This is a genomic window from Bradyrhizobium sp. USDA 4502 (genome assembly GCF_054063355.1).
The window spans coordinates 830,272-847,651 of sequence record NZ_JBSSGF010000001.1 but is presented as its reverse complement, the minus strand read 5'-3'; the positions used below and the strand labels follow the sequence as shown (position 1 = coordinate 847,651).

Sequence of the window (17,380 nt, the reverse complement as noted above, 5' to 3'; positions counted from 1 at the left end):
CGGCAAGCTGAGCACTACTCGCGGCGGCCTATTCGTGCTTTGATGTCGGACAGGATCAGCCGAGAGATCCGAAGGGAGACCGTGTGGTGCTTGGTGACGTGCTACGCAATTTCACGTCAGGGGCCGCTTCCCTCGCGCGCTCCAATGGTCCCGAATCGCCGATATCAGAGACAGGCGTCCCGAAATCGACCGACATGGCAGCCGCGCTTCAAATCGATGCGCATGTCGTTGCGCACGAAAAACACAGAAACTATAAGTGCTTGAAAGAATGGTCGGAGTGGCAGGATTCGAACCTGCGACCCCTGCGTCCCGAACGTAAGCAGCAACCGAAAAAATCAACAAAAACAATGAAGGCCGATCCTGATTGACCACTGTTATCGCTGTTTGTTCACTGTGTTTCGGTGGTCAATCGGTGGTTGGCGAAGTCTAATCCCGGACACCAGACCCGCGCACGAGTCTGCCGGGATCACCAGCAGCACAAACGATCAAAAGCATTTGTGGGGAGATACCGGGCGAGAAGCCGGCGGCGATTTGCCTGACCGCCAATCTGAAGCCGCGCTGCGCCCTCCTAGGGCAGTGGCCGCACCAGCAGACGCCCCCGACACGGTCATCGGGCGCGTCGGGGCCGCATTCCAAGCTCGCGCCGTCGGGCGCGCTGACAACGGAAGCAAGAAAGATGACTTCCAGCGTTGCCCTCCGTTCCGCGCCTAAGCAGAACCATTAGGGATTACCCCCGCCCTCGGCTCGCCGAAAATGATAGAAAAAAACTCAGGCAATGCCCTTCGCTATCTCGCGCATTTTCATGCTGCGATGCCATACAATAACGGTAGCGGCCTTGGCGCGGGGAACGCCAAGGCCGCTCTAAACTCCCGGTCGGGGGGCAACCTATCGCGGGAGCTTATGATGACTCCCGGCATTGCCCCTTGTTCCTGGTGCGTCACCCCACCCGCAGATTTTCGGCGGATGTTTTTCCGCGATTGTCCTTCGCTTCGTAGCTGACTTTCGCGCCCTCGTTTAGGCTGCTCAGCCCAGCCCTTTCGACCGCAGAAATGTGCACAAAAACATCCTTGCCTCCGTCATCGGGCTGGATGAATCCGTAACCCTTCGTCGGGTTGAACCATTTCACAGTACCTGTAGCCACAGACAAAACTCCCTTTGGTCCTAATGCGGGAAACCTAAGCGCTGAGCGTCAGGTCCCGCAAGGATAAAGACCGAAACAGCCGTTAGCAAAGCAGCAACCAAACCGGCTCACGCTTCTCTGTGGGACGGGACCGATTGGGGAATTCGCACGGTCACGTTTCGGGAGGAACTGGCGCACGGGCCCTGGCGCCGGCTCTTCTTCCTTAACCGTGTGCTAACGAGACAACGGTCAATCGGTCCACGGGCCTGCTAGTCTACGGATACTGGGGATTTCAGGGCCCAGGGCTGGAAGAACAGGGCGCCGCCGGGATGCTGCATTTCAAGCCCGGCGGCTAGTTTCCTTGGGAGGTTAACGAGGCTGGTGTCATTCGAGCCGCAGAGAAAGCGCCGGCAGCGGCTTATTGCCCTGCTCGCAACCTGTTCGCCCCTTGAGCGGTAGAGCCGGCGTTGAGGCATCCGCGGCAGTCCGGTCCATGAAGTGGATCAGATTAACGCCTGATGACCACTCTACATAACCAACTGCTGCAAAGGCAACTGCTCCCACGATGAGAACACTGAGCACTGAAGCGGCGGCTGCTGACGGCAAGCTTTGGCTGCTGAAAAACGGCATCACGATTCTCCGCCACCGAGTCGCCACCGGTTTGTGCGTGTATTAGGCCGATTAGCGATGATCGAGTGTGAACGGCCTCACATATCACGCGCACTTGATGCCGGAGCGTTCGGCTTCACGTCATTGGCCCGTGGCACAGCCCTGCAGTTTGCTTGGTGCTGGGGATTTCAGCGTCCCAGTTCAGGAAGGAAACGCCGCCGGGCGTGTATTTTTGAGACCGGCGGCGTCATTTCCGAGACAGGTTTTAATTAGATCCAGTCGGCCACCCAATCAGGCAGACGATCCGGAAGCGGCCTGTCGAGAAGGCCGGCGACCAGCACGGCGAGCGCCACGCCTTCGATGGCACCCTCGGCGAACTCGCCTTCCCTTCCCATTCGAAAAGAAAGACCGACAAAAGCTTGTCACCTTTCGGTACGCGCTCACCGCCTGGGCCGGATTCTGATTAATGGAACAGCAACGTCGTTTGCATAAGATGCAGTTCATTCGCTGCAGGACGCTCGAAAATGACCGAGTACGTCATCAGGGTATTGGGCTTCGCCAGTAGCTCGTGTTTGCCGATCGGCGAAGCATCGCTTTTTGCGCCGACGAAGATGAGGCGGTGAAAGCCATGACTGAACATAGCGCGCGCCGCCGTCGACCACTCAAAACAATGGAAATTGCGCCAAGGGAAAACCCGCCGGCGTGAACTGGCGGGCTGAATGATTTATCTTCGTGATTCGATCACCAGGTGCCTTAATTGAGATTGCAGGCAGCCGTGTTGGTTGGAGCTAAGCTCGTCTCGCGGGAAAACGCCAATTCCGCCGCCGCTCGCACTTCGTTGGGCGATGAGGGGCGGCCAGATCCAATGGCTTTTCAGTTGCGTGGTGCGTGCTGATCGAGCGCTGATCATTGCGCGCCGTAAACAATGCGGACATTTGGCCCGTCGACTTCCGTCATGACTGTGCCCGCATAAAATTCCGGTCGCCCGACAGGAAGACGATTGGGCAATTCGTCTCTTCTGACACAGCCTACTCCTGTAGCGGGAGGATTACCCGTACCTTCCTGGTACAGCCGGTGCGCACGCTGGCCTAGGTGGCTCGCGGGCATCCCCTCTTCGGCTTGGACATATCGACCACCGCCTTGTTCGACTTGTATCGAGTGGCACGCGTTGTTTTGCAGAGCCTCCTAACGAGCGATCGAGATAATTCGTCAAAAGTATCGAAGCGCTCTATGTTTTGGGCCGCCCGAGATTCTTCGGAGACCCGAAACCAAGGGCCATTAAACAACAGCGATGCCGACGGCAGCAGAAGATAATCGAGGGGCGATTGGTTATTTTCGTCCAGTCTCAAAATAATCACCCACCCCTCTAGCCGGCGCACGCGATTACGCATCATCCAGCGTACCACTCGGCCCCCATATTTGCACCATCTGGCGACCCGAAAGCTGACGTTCTCAGCCCTATTCAACCTCAAACACTTGGCTGAGCGATCAAGTCTAGCAAACGAGCCTGCCCGCTTGAGGGCAACACGAAGACGAGCTGCATTTTGAAGATGAAATTCGACCCATTGCTTGTACGCGGCGAGTTTGTCCCAATAGTGTTGATTGCCCGTGTAGCCAATCAGTCGATAAACGTTTTTAAGCGTGCCGAAATGAACCGAAAACGAGGTGACTGAGGGCATGCCGGGGCACTCGTTGATAATCCTTGAACTTAGCTTACCCTTCTTCATCAGCAGCTTTCGAAGCCTCAGCAGCATTTCCTCCTCTGGGATTTTGATGAGCCGCCGTGCCGCCATAACCTTCTGCACGCGCAGGAACACGTTTCGCTCGACAGTAGGCTCGATGATGCCTTCCTTCCTGATCCAGAGGGACTGTGGGTTACGCGCTCTCTTTGTCTCTAGCTTTTCCGTCGTGCGATTGTAAATGAAAGTACCGATATATGCCTCGTTTCGAAGAAGATCACGTATCGCATTCTTGCACCACGGAGCGCCTCGGCTATTTACAATGCCTCGCCGATTGAGTTCGCGCGCGATACCTCTTGGCGATTTTCCACTCAAATACTGCTCGTAGATCCATCTCACGACCTTGGTCTGAGCCGGCGTTCCCCGGCAAAGTCGTACGCGATCTGACGCCAGAAATTTGCGCTCGCCCCGACCAAGAAATCCCTTTGGAGTTGAGTGTTCGTCTACGACCAGTCGCTGCAATCCATAGGGAACTGAGCCGCCCATCTTGAAGCCTAGCCCCGCCAACCGCAAAGCTCCCGCATGGACCTTACCTGAAAGCTCCCGGCTGTACTCCGCCGCCATCACCCGCTTGATATTTTTGACAATGCTCGACAGAAGGCTGCCATCATTGTCGAATTGCTCAGCGCAATAGGCTACCTTGATGCCTGCCTTCCGACAGAGGAATTCATAGTGCGCGCTCTCGTCGACGTCTTGAAACCGTCCCCAGCGACTAACATCCAGGATCAGCAGGTGACCGAAGTCAGCTTCGCCAGACTGGACGTCACGGATCAGCGCGGTCAAACCGGCTCGCTTCTCGATTTTAAGACCGCTTTCGCCATCGTCGCGGTAGGTGCGAACGAGTGTGAGCCCATGAATGGCGGCGTAAGCTGCGATAACAGCCGCTTGGTTTTCAGTCGAGTATTTCTGGAGGTCAGTGGACATTCGGACGTATTGTGCCGCCCGATGTATCTTCTGTGCTTGAGGTAGATGGTCCTTGCGCACAATGAGCGAGTTGGCCATTGCGCTCCTCCCGAAATGACGATTATCTGCATCATCTCATTCAAGCCATTGAGCGATCACAAAACTAGGACCGCAGCTCGCGCCACACAAGCGATATGGTTGCCTTTGTAGCACCAACCAGATGTGAATTTCCGCGGCTGCCGCGCGGGTTTCGAAGCATGTTCAGCAGGCGCGATCGCAGAGGATAGCGGCCCCAAAAAAGCTGCGCCGTGATTCTCGAAATATCGTGTCCTGGCCGGTCGGCCTAGCCGAACAGGAAGCCTAACAGCGGCTGCAGCGAAGGGTGCGCGCTAACGTGCCCCACGATCGAGGCCGCAAGGCCAAGGCGCCAATAGAGATAGCCCCAGAGCAAGCCGCCGCACCCATGAAGCGCCACTTCGCGAACCCAACTCAGGGGCGTCGGATCAAGAGTCATCAGATACGACAGATAATATAGGGGATAGGCCACCAAGGCAGCCCTGAGGATCGCGCCCCAGTAGCACCATAACCGCGGGCGACCGGCGGCGATCGCGAAGAGCCAGATTAACGCGGACATCACGATCAGGCGGAAGATCACCTCCTCGAATACAGCACGCGCCGAGAAAGGTATGATCAGGACCGTCGCTGAGTAACAAGCACCAGCGCGGCCTGCTCTGGCGGAATGACTGTACGGAAGGCCAGTCCATCCGCAATCGCCATGTAGGCGCCGAACACCATGCCGACTCAACGAGAGCCATCGTGATCGGCCGCCGGCAACCGTGCGGCAAATCTGTAGGCCGAGAGCGCTCCACTGCATTTCTATTTCAGCCCCCCAGCAATCGACGCTAGCAAACTCCTACAACCGCCAATTTCGTCCCAAGACGAAAAGCCGCTCGGGACCGCGTGAGCGAAGGCAGAAGCTCCGAAGTTTGCCGTTGAACTGACGCCCGGATAATTTCCGCCGTAGAACGCATGCCAGCCTCCGGTTCAGGGGATCGAAGAGAAATCGATGCCATTTGAGCCGGTTGCGGGATTGGCCGAGACATCATTATTCCAGTTGCCAGCATTGATTCTTAACCACGCATGCTGGACGTCGAGATCCCCGGCTACGCCGACAATGTCACCATTGCCCGCTTACTTTTACGCAAGCTCACGTCGGCAATAAGACCGCATAGAGCTCGAGGCGATCGACAAGTGGATACGAGAAGCAGGCCGATGAGCCTTCCCGCCCCGAGGCGATCCGCAGGCTGCTCTAGATCGCGTCGACGTCGTCAACCGCAGTGCGGCCCAAGACTGAAAGCCAACGCCAGCGCGCTCGCGACATGGCCGGCAAAGCAATCGACAAAGTTGCGGACAGCACTGCCAGTTCGGAGGAGCAAGCCGACCGCAAGCGCCGGCTCGTCAAGGGCCCCGAGGAATTCCAAAAGGTACGACGCGATCAAGACGGCGGGAGTCACGTTGGAGAACTGACGGACAAGCGGTATGTGCAGCTCAAGGAGATTCCTCCTGTCGGAGTTCCGGCGCGACATCGCGAGTACCGTGCAGCACCGCACGATCTCGACGCGACGAGTCCCTGGAGCGTATCGCACGGTCGCGAACACGCCCTCGATGGGTTAGTCTGCAAGATGCACCTTGACGCCCGCCGCGCAGCCCTGGCGATGACTCCCAATCTGGGTAATCTGCATATGCTTCGCTCGCATTCACCTATACCAATGTCTATTCGAGCCAGCCACGAAGATGATTGTCATAACGCACGCACGCAATCAATCTGGCTTTATGGATATGTACACTCAAGCTTACCCCTTATGCGAGGAGGCGCAGGAGCGCACATCTGACTTTGGTGCAGCTACCACCTTATATTCCCGTTTGATCGATGACCTCAGTCAGTTGAATTTTGCAGACGCGGATGACCGTCGGGCATTCCCTCCGACCCTACACAGCGTATTGGCAAGGCATGGGCTATTCGGGCTCACGACACCAACAGAGCACGGTGGGTTAGCCCTTCCTTTGCAAGAGGCCATCGACCTCATCTCCGCGACTGCATCCTTCGATGTCTCTGCTGCCTCTACCCTCGTGATCCATAACTTTCTGGCCCTGCCCTGCATCGAAGCGGCACCGCACATCCCTGAACAAAGGCAGGTCATGTGGGGCGCAACACGCGGCGATCTTTGCGCTTTCGCTTTAACAGAGCCTGGAGCTGGCTCTGCCCCGCGACATATAGAAGCGTCGGCCTTCATGCATGAAGATAGAGTTCGCATCTCTGGCCGCAAAATCTGGATCGGCCTCGCTGACTGGGCTCGTTGGATCGTTTGTTTTGCGCGAGCCGCTGGTCCCAATGCGAAAGGACGGGTCGTTGGCGTTCTAGTTGATAGGCAGGCTCCGGGCCTAAAGGTCACGCACGAGCATCGCACACTCGGTCTGCGCGGTATTATTCAAAACACCCTAGAGTTCCACGATGTCGAGCTGCCGAGCGCTTACGTGCTCTCTCGCGATCAAGACGGCTGGGGAGCAGCAGCATCTAGTATGAACCGCGGGCGCATCGGTGTGGCTGCTATGGGTCTTGGAGCCCTTGAGCGCGCTATTCAGGTCGCAGCCTCATATGCAAGCCGTCGTCGACTAGGCAAGCTGCGCATGATCGAGAACAGCTATATCGAGCAATCATTTGGACAGATGGTACTCCGACGGGAAGTCGTGAAGGCAATGCTGGGTGCATCCTGCCGACTTGTCTCAGCGCAGGGCGCACCGAACGTCCACCTTGCGTCAGCAACGAAGGTTTTGTCCTCGGAGTGGTGCGGCCTCGTTGCCGATCAATGCGTCCAACTGTTAGGTGGCCGCGGTTACGATGAGGGGACTCCTGTAGCTAAAATCTATCGAGACGCTCGCATTCTCCGCATCTTCGAGGGGCCGACTGAGACGCTCCTATCACATCTCGGCCGCTGCCTTCTCTCTCGAGCCACACGTGACGAAATAGCTGATCTTTTTCTGTCTCTTGATGCGGCACCATTCCACGCTGCTGCAATTGAGGAACTCTCTGGACTCAATGAGACAGATGGCGCCGTACTAATCTATGCGGGTTGGCTCACCACATTAGGACTGGCACAAGCCGTCATGTCTACTGGTTCGTTCTCGGCCTCAGACTGTCTCGCGGCTGACCTCGTCAGTTCCGAATTGAACACCCTCCGTACTCGCAAGCCGGCAAGGCTATCTTTCGAAGGCCGTACTCGCGCTAGCAGGACTCTGAATACTTTCCTTCACGACGCAGCTTCTTCCATCCGTTCACCAGTCCTTACAGACGATTACCTCAGATTGGTACAGTATGTTTGAGACCCCATGTGAACGGTTCGAGGATGCTGATCTGGAGACGATCCAACACTCGACAGCGACGAGCTTTCGGTAACACTGACCTAGCAAGATTTAGCGATTTAACTCAGCAAAGTTCATCTCATCGACAGCAAGCCGTTTTTGTCGCGGAGTCAGAACTACCACTCGAGGCTTGGGACAAACGCGCCGCATGATGCGTCGCTGAGGCGAGGCGAACTGGGATGTGTAGTCGCCTGGACAACAACAATTGAGATTGGGCACACTTAGCGACGCGCATACTTTGAGTATCGATTGAACCAAGGACGCACGGCATCCGGCTTATCGGTGCCCCTATTTGTCTAGAGAGGGCCGTGGCGTCGCATCGCTACGCGTGGGCAGTCTCGGATATTCGATCTTTGGCAGCTGCCCAGTTAACGAATTTAGAAACGCTACAATGTCGTTTTCCTCTTTATCGCTGAGCTTCGCGCCGAGCTGGGTCTCACTCATCACGCCAACCGCTTGCTTAAGGCTCCAGGCCTGGCCCGAATGGAAGTACGGTGCCCGCAACGCGACGTTGCGCAACGGCGCGGCGCGGAAAACGTATTCGTCGCTGGCTACCTTGGTAACCGCAAAACGGCCCTTGTCGGCGGATGGCAGCAGCGTTCCGTCCGGCCTTTCAACCACGCCGAACGGGAAGTAATCCTGTCCACCGACGTTGATTCCATTGTGGCAAGACGAGCATCCTTTTTCCATGAATAGCTTTAGTCCCGCCTTCTGCTGATCATCGAGAGCATGCTCATCGCCCTTCAGGTACTGATCAAACGGGGCAGCAGGTGTAATCAGAGTCGCTTCGAAAGCCTCGATCGCCTTGGCGGAATTGTCAAAGGTGACGGGCCTCGCCTCATTCGGGAACGCTTTCTGGAACATGACGACATAGTCGGTCATCGAATTCAACGTGTTGAGTACCCTGTCCGGCGTGGCATTCATTTCGACACTCGCCTGGATGGGGCCTGTGGCTTGCGCCTTGAGATCTGCCGCGCGCCCATCCCAGAACTGCGCCACATTGAACACTGCGTTATAGACGGTAGGTGCCCGACGTGGACCTCGCTGCCAGCCATGACCCACTGACGTTGGACCGGCATCTACGCCGCCCGCGCCAAGGTTATGGCACGTATTGCAGCTAATGATCCCGCTTGCCGATAGCCTCGGATCGAAGAACAGCGTCTTGCCAAGTTCGACCTTTTCGTGGGTGACTGTGTTGTCCTTTATCGCAGGGACGACCGAAGGAATCGGTTTGAAAGCCTCCCTGGCAGCGCTCATCAAATCGTCAGTTGCGCCCGCTGCTGAGGAGACCAAGATCCCAATGTCTCAGAACGCACACTTTGTAGACCAGGGAAGGCTCTCGTATCGCTGACTTCTTCATTGCTTGCATTACCAATTTCATAGATGCCGGAAACGGCCAAAAAGCTGCATGCGGCCACACTCGAGGAAAGACACAGCTCCACCAGAAGGACGCCGCAACGGCAGCTCTCGAAGCCGGCCGTCTGGGGTGCCACCGACGAACAATGAAGAGGCGGTCAACTACAGCGGTTTTGATCCAGGATCGTCAAACACCCAGCCTCATTCGCCCACCCCTGCACTTGCTGCTGGCGCAAAGACGTCTGCGTGAGATCTGGGTCGTCGAAGCTGTTGATATTGTCAAAGCAATCCATCCGATCCTCCTCTGCCAGATCTAGGCAAATCAAGCCGGACTTGTCAGTCTAGCTAGAGACCTTCCCATGCTATGGGCCTTAGCTGTCGATAAGCTGACGACCCCCGGAACAATTCACAATGTTGGCCTTGCACGGCAACTCTCGTGTAACGCCGTTCGGGTTTTTCAAGCGGGTAGACGGCAAAATTACGCGGCAACTGAGCGAGCGCAACACCGCCATTAAGAACCTCAATGCCATGATGTCCCTCAAGGGCCTTGAAGGCGAATAGCTGAGCCGCGGCTGTCACGGTGTTCGCGTAATCGGATAGTGGCAGCTTGATGGCTGAGCAGCAGCGGATGTTGAGGAACGTCGCATTGAGCCGCTTTACCGGCTGGCAGGTAAGCGGACTTCGCTCTCCTAGGTGGGCGTGCGCCGTTCGCGCTCAGCCCTATTTGCAGCCCTGAGTCGCTCTCCAATGTACTCAGAGATATCGTTCATCTCAGCCTGCAAGTCGGCTTCAGAAATATCCTGCTCTTTGGCTGCCTCGACAAGGCGCTGAGTGAGTTCGGCCACATCCTGCGACGCGCCGGGAGTCCGATACTGCTCGACGGCATGAACGCTATTCTCGATCCAGAAGTCGATAAATTCGCGAACTTCGCTCACTGTATACCCTTAAGCCAGACCAATGGCCCAGCGTTAACTCCAGTAACGGAACGGAGCAAGGCCGTCTTAGCGGCGTCGGCGTATACCAAGGTTTGGCGGACGCGAGGGAGTGACAATCGAACAGCGGATGGCCGATGATTGAACGTGATCAGAAAAACAAAAGGATTGCCGCAATCGCGATAAGCAAAGGCCGAACAGAACGCTTCCTGCGCTGAAATTAAACTCGCCCATGACACCCCTTCGCCTCGAACACATTGTGGCTTAAATAAAATAGACCATCGTCTATAACGGGTTGTCCCTCCCACACTTCAGCTCGATTAGATCAAGCTGATCGGAACCTCCGACATTCATAAAGTTCGCCCACCGCAAGTGCCATAAGAGATATCGAGGTGGCGTTGAGGGAGTTGTCAGCGCAGCCAGATGGAAAGTTATCAGCACCGCCGTCCGCTCTGCTCTCAGTAAGCCGGCTGTTGGCAGGTTCCAAGTTGAACGTGGCACGCACCCATCGGTAAGCAGCAGTCCGGCTCGCTTGTCCGAGGAAACTCAGATGTTCAGAGCGGCGAATGAAAGCGAGCGCCCCATGGAACCGGACTGTCGCGTCATAATTGCCTTGCTCGGTTACATCACGGCCCCAGGAGCACGTCAGCGGGCGATCACGAGGCGGCCAAGCCACGAGCAAGGCGGGCGGATCCAACGGCGAACCTCCAAGGGGCCGACTGAAACTGGCAGTTTTCTCGCACATTGACCTGGGTTATCTCGACGACCTCCAACCGAGAGCCTTCCATGTATATACCATGCCCGTTTCGAGATGACGACCTCGAGAACATTCGAGCGACAATCCGCTGCGCCCGATTGGCCAACCTGATCACGGCCACGTCGGGCGGGCCCCTTGCGACGCCGCTTCCCCTCTTCCTCGATGAGAGCGAAGGCGAGCACGGCACGCTGTACGGGCACCTTGCGAAGCGCAATCCGCAATGGCGCACCGCCACGATCGGAGATGCGATGGCGATCTTTACTGGCCCGGAAGCTTACGTGACGCCATCCTGGTATCCCAGTAAACGACAAGCTGAGCACGTGGTGCCGACATGGAATTACATCGCGGTCCATGCCCATGGGCCGATTGGGTTCTTCGAGGATCCCGATCGCCTGCTTGAGATCGTGACGCGCCTTACGAATATCCATGAAACGTCACGTGCGACACCTTGGGCCGTCAGCGATGCTCCCGTGGATTTCATTGCCGCCCAGTTGCGTGAAATCGTCGGCGTACGCATCCCGATCACCAGGGTCGAAAGCAAGCGCAAGATGAGCCAAAATCGCCCCATGCCTGATCGCATTGGTGTCGCCACCGGCCTAGCCGCGAGCAAACTGGCGCGGGACCAGGAAGTTGCGCCTCTTATCCTAGTTCAGGCCTGAGACGATAACATGCATGGCCGTTACCAACAGCAGCGGTCGACACATAGCGATCTTACATGTGCAGTTCTCACAGAGAACAGCGGCATCAGTCTAGCCGTTGCGCCGCTCAAGACATTTTTTTCCTCGTCGCATCAGTGGTTGCTGGCACTAGATAGGATGGGCGACAATTGAGCATTGCTCCAGTCCTCTCAGTGGAAAGTCGTTGAAGCCCCCCGACTTTCGACTTAGCGACTCAGGTAGAAGCCATTCGCCTCACTAGCCGGACAGATCACGGAGGGACTACCCCAGTATCAATTGCGCCCGAATTTCACGAGCGGATCAGTCGGCCCGCACCGGACCTTGTAGACTCGTGTCCGTATTCCGACAGAGGCACAATCTCGTGTCATGTCCAGTACAGCGCGCCTAGCACGCGTTCAGACCGTCGAAAGCCCATTCGGCCTTGATGGCCGGCTGGCATGACCATTGCTTCAAGCAAATCGATCCAGAAATAGAGCCGCCAAAGCAGCAATGCTCACGCCCTCCGCCTCCATCTCGCCTCGGAATCACAGTCCGCCCGTTGAGCGTACTGGCGCGCGTTGCTCCCCTGACAACTCTGTATGGGTCTAACCCACTAGGACCACCGGACCAACAAAACAGCCAGTCTCGAACACGAGAATATCGCACGATTACTTGTCTAGGTTCACGCATGAAATCCGCCGTTGTTTTCGACTGGAATGGTACGCTGCTCGATGATGCCAATGCCGTGCTGCAAACCATTAATGCAATTCTGAGCCGCTTCGGTCGCGCAGCCGTCGATATGCACAGGCTTCGAGAGGAGTTCGAACTCCCTCTTTCGGTTCTTTTCCGCAATCTAGACATGTCGGAAGATGAAATCGAAGTCGTGAATAGTAACGACAGCGCCATTTTCCACGATGCCTACGAATTTTTGGCGCGCAACGCGGCCTTACGCAAGGGCGCACGAAACGTTTTGCTCGCTCTTGATCAGAGATCAGTTCAAACCGTCATCGTTAGCAATCACATTGTTGAACCGATCCGCACACAAGTGCGAAGACTCGGAATCAAGACTCAAGTTAGGGATATCTTGGCATTTGAGAGCCGCGCCACCCAGTTTAGGAGCATGAGCAAGGAAGAACGGCTGCGTTTGTATATGCAGGCCAATGATCTATCCCCAGAAAGAACCGTCATCGTAGGTGACATGCCAGTTGAGACTGAGATTGCCCGCAATCTCGGTCTTATTAACGTATCAATCACGGGGGGATTTGTTTCCGAAGCGCGCCTGTGCGCCGCAGGGCCCGACTACATGATTCATGACCATCATGAATTATTACCGGTTTTGCAAAAGCATTGCATTATTCAGCGCAGTTAAGTGACCATAAGAACACAGCTGAAGATCCGCCGTTCGCCCGCTGCTGCTATCCGCTTCGTCTTCACGATCCGATGATATTCGAAGAGTGAGATCGAAAACCGAGTTCTTTTACTCGGTCGAACCGCGGATCAAGTCCGATAGCTCGTGTCAAATATCGCGATCCGCTTAGTGCCATCTGGCGCTACATGTTCGGTCTTTCGCCTGGCATGATGCTTGCTGCAGATCATTCGTTACCAAGGGGCGGGGAAGAAACTGAAAGGCCTTGGAAAAACGACATGAGCACAGCGGCTTTGATCGGTGACGTCATTCCGGGCAGCGATGTTGTGAAACGTGCAGCGCGCATCGGTGCCGAAGTCAAAAATATCGAGCTATCGGGCGATCTACCGGACCACACGATCGTCGCAATTAACAGCTTGTTGCTCGAGCACAAGGTAATCTTCTTTCGCAATCAAGGACACCTCAACGACGCCGAGCAGGAGCGCTTTGCCGCTCGTCTCGGAAAGCTAGTGCCGCATCCGATGCTCGGTGCTACCAAGGGAACGGCGTCGCTCCTCGAACTGGACTCCACTCGCGGCGGCGGTCGCGCCGATGTTTGGCATGCCGATGGGACCTTCGCCGAAGCCTATCCCAAGATTTTGGTCTTGCGAGCCGTTGTAATGCCAACGTTCGGAGGCGATACCGTGTGGTCGAACACAGCTGCCGCTTACCTTGACCTGCCGCCCCCGCTACAACGGCTTGCCGATGAGCTATGGGCTGTTCACAGCAACGTTTTCGATTACGCTGGGATCGCGCGCGTCCGTGACGTTGACAAGAAACACTTTGACGATGTGTTCACCAGCAGGATTTTTGAGACTGAGCATCCCGTCGTGCGTGTCCATCCCGAAACAGGCGAGCGGACGCTAGTGCTCGGCGTCTTGGTGAAGCACTTTATTGGGGTGCCCAAATACGACGGACAAAAGCTGTTCGAGCTGTTCCAGTCTCATATCACCGCGCCCGAAAACACTGTGCGGTGGAACTGGTTAGAGGGCGATATCGCGATATGGGATAACCGCGCGACACAGCATTACGCGGTCAACGATTACGGGGACCAGCATCGCGTCGTACGTCGGGCCACGATCGATGGAGACGTGCCCGTCAGCGTGGATGGCCGGAGAAGCGTACCGCGCATGAAGTGATCAACGACCAGCGCCCTCGCATCCGAAAGTGACAAAGCCTGGCTACCGGAGTTGTTTGGGGCCGGACGTGGGAACGCTAAACGATATCTCAACTGTCGAGAAACCTTGAGCATCACTTCCCTTCGCCAGTGGCCGGTACGTGGCCCTCACGTTTCAGTTTAGAAAACCCTCGATCCGTGGCCATAAAGCGCGCCAACATGGGGGCGATGAGCTTAGTCGGTTCGACCGCTTGACCACCTTGACGCCTAAGGGCTTCTGCATATGCAATGAGGTCACGATGCACGGCCGCCGGCAGCTCCGTACTCACTTTGACCGGCTTATCGTCTGGAAGCTCTGCTATTTTGAGCTTTGGCATGTTGTCACTTTCCATACGGCGCAAGTATGAGGTCACGATTGACCAGGACACGAACCGGAAAGCCAGGTCGCACGGTCAGGGTAGGCTGGATGCCGAGACTGCGGCGAACGACCTGCTGTCCCGTTTGATTCAGTGAGTCGGAGGCCCCGTGTCGCAATGCTTGGATAATTGCGCTGTCGTTGCTATTTGTGTCGGAGCCCGCGCCTAGTTCCGTCCCAACAGCTAGAAGCGTCGATAGTGCCGCAGCCTGGAATAGTTCTGCCCAGTGATTGTCGACTTGGTCTTCCAGACCCGCATAGCCTGCGTTATCAGTGCCAGGCTGCCGCTCAAGAACGATAGAACGTCCGTTCGGCATGATCAGCCGCGTCCAAACCAGCAGGACGCGCGACTGACCGAACGTGACCTGACTATCGTACATACCGATTAGACGCGCTCCCTGGGGCACAAGCAGAAAGCGGCCTGTCGGCGTGTCAAAAATATTCTCAGTTACCTGCGCTGTGACCGGACCTGGGAGGTCTGATCGAATCCCAGTGATTAGGGCTCCCGGAATGACCGTCCCAGCCTGCAAGATGTATGGCGAAGCCGGCCCGCTGATGCGGTCCGGGCTGACCGTGCGACGGTCCACAGAAGCGTTCGCGAAGGCAAGCTTCCGGTCCTGACCGTTCTGCGCCGATCCGTCATCGGCAGAGTTCGTCGCGCTTGGAGACGCGACGCGGTCGGTTCCAGCGGCCGCAGCGGCGGGCGCGCGCACTTCACCACCATTGTTCGCAGCGAACAAGCGGCTGATGCGGGCTGCTTCAGTCTCTTGGTCTCGGCGCTGCTGTTCTGGATCTGAGCCGATGGTTGGCGACCGCCCCTGAGCAGCAAGGATCGGCCGTCCAAGGTCCCCAGGGAGTGGCGGACCGAGCAGCGGAATCGATTGGCGTGGAGCGCCCGTGTAGTCCTTCGGCAGCGTCGCGATCCCGTCGGCCACATTATGATGGTCTGTGCTGTAAAGCTCCTCGGCCGTATGGTTTGGGGAGCGGTTACTCTGCAGCGACCACAAAACAGTTCCGCCAATCACGAGCATGATAACCGCGCTCCCGCCGGTCAGAACCTTCCGTGACAACCGTGTCACGCGCGTATGCTCTGCTCTCAAGCGGAAACTTCCGGATTGCCCGTCTCGCGCCTGCGGCTGAGTCGCCTGATCGCGATCGTTTCCGTCCTCGGTATTCATGACGACGGCCTCCCGTCTTTCCTGACAATCCTGACTTTCTGCTGGTGCTCACCGCCAAGCCGCAGTTCGGCAGCCGCGAACAGCCGATCGACGATCAGGAGGTTGCCGTAGGCGCGGTAATTGGCAAGTTCGGTCTTGCCGTCTGAACCGATGATAAAGAGCGGTGGCATCTCGCCTTGCACGATGCCCTGAGGGAATTCGACATAGACCTTGCGGCCGTCGTCATAGACGGCCAGCGGCCGCCACGGCGGGCTGTCGCCTTCAATTGCGTAGCGGGAAATGCGTTGCGCGGGCTCCGGAAGGATGGGTCTCAGAGCGACTGCACGCGATCGTTCGCGCATTGTTTCCGGATAGTACCAGGCAACCGATGGCATGTATGGCCGCTCGCGCGAGCGGAGCTCGATCAGGTAGGTGCGCCGGTCTGTATTGACCACAAGATTGGTCTCGATCGATGCGCGGGTCGGCTTGACGAGGATATGGACCCGGCGCGTATCGCCGCTTCCGCTTTCGGTATCGCCAACGACCCAGCGCACGGTATCTCCGGCGGCGATCGGCCCAGATCCGGTCAGCTGCTCTCCCTCCTCAAGCGCTATATCCGTAATCTGTCCCGGGGCGGCGTAAATCTGATAAAGCGCCCCGGGGCTGTAGGCATAGATCTGCGCTGCGTTGAAATACCCCCGCTTGCGCGGTTCGACCCGGGCTGCGCTGTTCGCCGTCTCAATCCGGCTCACGGGTTCAGGCTCTTCCTTCCCGGCCGCCTTGCCCCCGAGAGCCGGCCTCCAGAGGGGCGGAACGTGTAGCGGTTGCGACTTGTCGTCCGGAGGCGCTGGCGATGCTGGCATCGAAGGAACTTCCGCATCATAGCTGATCTGTGGCGGTATGTAGGTCGCGCACCCACCGAGCGCCGACGAACAAAACAGAAGAGCAGGTAGAAGTGCTCGCTTCGCGGCCAACAGGTCGTACCGACTCGAATTGAACCCACTGCGCACGATAAGATGCTTCGAATAAACGTCAGACGGCGTCTTGGTCACTGACTCAACTCCTTTGACCAGTTGATGGCGCGGACATAGACCCCAAGGGGATTCTTGCGCAGTCGTTCGGCATCGCGCGGCGTCTCGATCACGATCGAGAGAATTGCAGTCCAGCGCTCGGTCGAGCTCAACGAACCGTTGTCGTAGGTGCGTTGAGTCCAGGCGACCCGAAAGCTCTCCGACGACGCGCGAATGACGCTCGAGACATCCACCGAGATTTGGGCCTTCCCCAACTTGGCGAAGGGGTCATTGGTGCGCGCATAATCGTTCAGTGCAGCCGCGCCACGATCCGTCGTAAAATCATAGGCCCGGAGCCAATTCTGGCGCAGAACGATGCCGTCGGCTGGCAGGCCTCTGACGTCCTCAGTGAAGCGCGCCAGATGGTAAGCGATCTGAGCGTCAGTAGGTTGATAGCCGATGTTGGCCGGCGCAACCCTTTGGGCCTGGCCGAGATGATCCACTTCAACCACCCAGGGCGTGATCGAGCCTTGGCTCGATTGCCAAACAAGGCTACCTGCGAGACCAGCCGATAGCATTAAGCAACCGAAGGCCATCAAGCGCCAATTCTTGGCCTGCGCGCGGGCAGATCCAATGCGTTCGTCCCAAACCTGCGCTGCCTTTTGATACGGCGTAACCGGTTCGGGCATGCGCCCGTAATGAACGGAAGGTCGTTTGAACATCGAAAGTTGCCCTTGAGATCAAGTGATGGGTTTCGAGTCGTGCGGTATCCGCCTTTGAGTGG

At 57.0% G+C, this 17,380-nt stretch carries 18 protein-coding genes; 6 read left to right on the top strand and 12 right to left on the bottom strand.

Going from position 1 to position 17,380, the window contains the following annotated elements:
* Positions 1 to 86: 86 nt before the first annotated feature.
* A complete protein-coding gene (locus ACVW1B_RS03790; protein ID WP_456821173.1) occupies positions 87 to 368 on the top strand; it encodes a hypothetical protein in 282 nt (93 codons plus the stop codon).
* A gap of 569 nt (positions 369 to 937) precedes the next feature.
* On the opposite strand, the gene ACVW1B_RS03785 is transcribed toward ACVW1B_RS03790, so the two are convergent.
* The 6 genes from ACVW1B_RS03785 to ACVW1B_RS03760 form a co-directional block, all read right to left on the bottom strand.
* A complete protein-coding gene (locus tag ACVW1B_RS03785) occupies positions 938 to 1,141 on the bottom strand; it encodes a cold-shock protein (protein ID WP_028336518.1) in 204 nt (67 codons plus the stop codon).
* A 363-nt stretch (positions 1,142 to 1,504) separates the two neighbouring features.
* Positions 1,505 to 1,750: a hypothetical protein gene (locus ACVW1B_RS03780; RefSeq protein WP_141341663.1), complete on the bottom strand. Its 246-nt coding sequence runs from the start codon at positions 1,748 to 1,750 to the stop codon at positions 1,505 to 1,507.
* A gap of 248 nt (positions 1,751 to 1,998) precedes the next feature.
* On the bottom strand, positions 1,999 to 2,124 hold the full coding sequence (locus ACVW1B_RS03775) for a hypothetical protein (protein ID WP_256558511.1): 126 nt from the start codon (positions 2,122 to 2,124) through the stop codon (positions 1,999 to 2,001).
* A gap of 68 nt (positions 2,125 to 2,192) precedes the next feature.
* Positions 2,193 to 2,369: a hypothetical protein gene (locus tag ACVW1B_RS03770; RefSeq protein WP_176731384.1), complete on the bottom strand. Its 177-nt coding sequence runs from the start codon at positions 2,367 to 2,369 to the stop codon at positions 2,193 to 2,195.
* A gap of 448 nt (positions 2,370 to 2,817) precedes the next feature.
* On the bottom strand, positions 2,818 to 4,470 hold the full coding sequence (locus ACVW1B_RS03765) for a recombinase family protein (protein WP_253603327.1): 1,653 nt from the start codon (positions 4,468 to 4,470) through the stop codon (positions 2,818 to 2,820).
* A 244-nt stretch (positions 4,471 to 4,714) separates the two neighbouring features.
* The gene (locus tag ACVW1B_RS03760) at positions 4,715 to 5,026 is read right to left on the bottom strand and encodes a hypothetical protein (RefSeq protein WP_253603329.1); all 312 of its coding nucleotides are present in this window, start codon (positions 5,024 to 5,026) and stop codon (positions 4,715 to 4,717) included.
* 1,139 nt (positions 5,027 to 6,165) lie between these two features.
* On the opposite strand from ACVW1B_RS03760, the gene ACVW1B_RS03755 reads away from it, so the two are divergent.
* Positions 6,166 to 7,752 carry an acyl-CoA dehydrogenase family protein gene (locus ACVW1B_RS03755; protein WP_253587690.1) on the top strand — a complete coding sequence of 529 codons (1,587 nt, stop codon included), beginning with the start codon at positions 6,166 to 6,168 and terminating at the stop codon, positions 7,750 to 7,752.
* Positions 7,753 to 8,079: 327 nt separating this feature from the next.
* Here ACVW1B_RS03755 and ACVW1B_RS03750 read toward each other — a convergent pair whose 3' ends face one another.
* Entirely contained in the window at positions 8,080 to 9,048 is a 969-nt protein-coding gene (locus ACVW1B_RS03750; RefSeq protein ID WP_253603332.1) for a cytochrome-c peroxidase, read from the bottom strand.
* 510 nt (positions 9,049 to 9,558) lie between these two features.
* Here ACVW1B_RS03750 and ACVW1B_RS03745 point away from each other — a divergent pair.
* On the top strand, positions 9,559 to 9,708 hold the full coding sequence (locus ACVW1B_RS03745; RefSeq protein ID WP_159109486.1) for a hypothetical protein: 150 nt from the start codon (positions 9,559 to 9,561) through the stop codon (positions 9,706 to 9,708).
* 128 nt (positions 9,709 to 9,836) lie between these two features.
* Here ACVW1B_RS03745 and ACVW1B_RS03740 read toward each other — a convergent pair whose 3' ends face one another.
* Complete coding sequence (locus ACVW1B_RS03740; RefSeq protein WP_057018885.1) at positions 9,837 to 10,082, bottom strand: hypothetical protein; 246 nt, start codon at positions 10,080 to 10,082, stop codon at positions 9,837 to 9,839.
* 783 nt (positions 10,083 to 10,865) lie between these two features.
* On the opposite strand from ACVW1B_RS03740, the gene ACVW1B_RS03735 reads away from it, so the two are divergent.
* From ACVW1B_RS03735 to ACVW1B_RS03725, 3 genes are all read left to right on the top strand, one after another.
* Positions 10,866 to 11,495, top strand: coding sequence for an FMN-binding negative transcriptional regulator (locus tag ACVW1B_RS03735; RefSeq protein ID WP_057018886.1), 630 nt, complete (start codon positions 10,866 to 10,868; stop codon positions 11,493 to 11,495).
* 685 nt (positions 11,496 to 12,180) lie between these two features.
* Positions 12,181 to 12,861 carry an HAD family hydrolase gene (locus tag ACVW1B_RS03730; RefSeq protein ID WP_057018887.1) on the top strand — a complete coding sequence of 227 codons (681 nt, stop codon included), beginning with the start codon at positions 12,181 to 12,183 and terminating at the stop codon, positions 12,859 to 12,861.
* 275 nt (positions 12,862 to 13,136) lie between these two features.
* Positions 13,137 to 14,036 carry a TauD/TfdA dioxygenase family protein gene (locus ACVW1B_RS03725; RefSeq protein WP_253587691.1) on the top strand — a complete coding sequence of 300 codons (900 nt, stop codon included), beginning with the start codon at positions 13,137 to 13,139 and terminating at the stop codon, positions 14,034 to 14,036.
* Between the two features lie 112 nt (positions 14,037 to 14,148).
* Here the strand turns inward: ACVW1B_RS03725 and ACVW1B_RS03720 are convergent, their stop codons facing one another.
* From ACVW1B_RS03720 to trbF, 4 genes are read right to left on the bottom strand one after another with little or no spacing between them, the layout of a single operon-like run.
* The gene (locus ACVW1B_RS03720; RefSeq protein ID WP_057018909.1) at positions 14,149 to 14,391 is read right to left on the bottom strand and encodes a DUF2274 domain-containing protein; all 243 of its coding nucleotides are present in this window, start codon (positions 14,389 to 14,391) and stop codon (positions 14,149 to 14,151) included.
* 4 nt (positions 14,392 to 14,395) lie between these two features.
* Entirely contained in the window at positions 14,396 to 15,607 is a 1,212-nt protein-coding gene (locus ACVW1B_RS03715) for a TrbI/VirB10 family protein (protein WP_253587692.1), read from the bottom strand.
* A complete protein-coding gene (gene trbG, locus ACVW1B_RS03710) occupies positions 15,604 to 16,638 on the bottom strand; it encodes a P-type conjugative transfer protein TrbG (RefSeq protein ID WP_253587693.1) in 1,035 nt (344 codons plus the stop codon). The genes ACVW1B_RS03715 and trbG overlap by 4 nt, the downstream gene beginning before the upstream one ends.
* Positions 16,635 to 17,318, bottom strand: a complete 684-nt coding sequence (trbF, locus tag ACVW1B_RS03705) for a conjugal transfer protein TrbF (protein ID WP_253587694.1) — start codon at positions 17,316 to 17,318, stop codon at positions 16,635 to 16,637. Before trbF ends, trbG begins: the two co-directional genes overlap by 4 nt.
* Positions 17,319 to 17,380 lie beyond the last annotated feature (62 nt).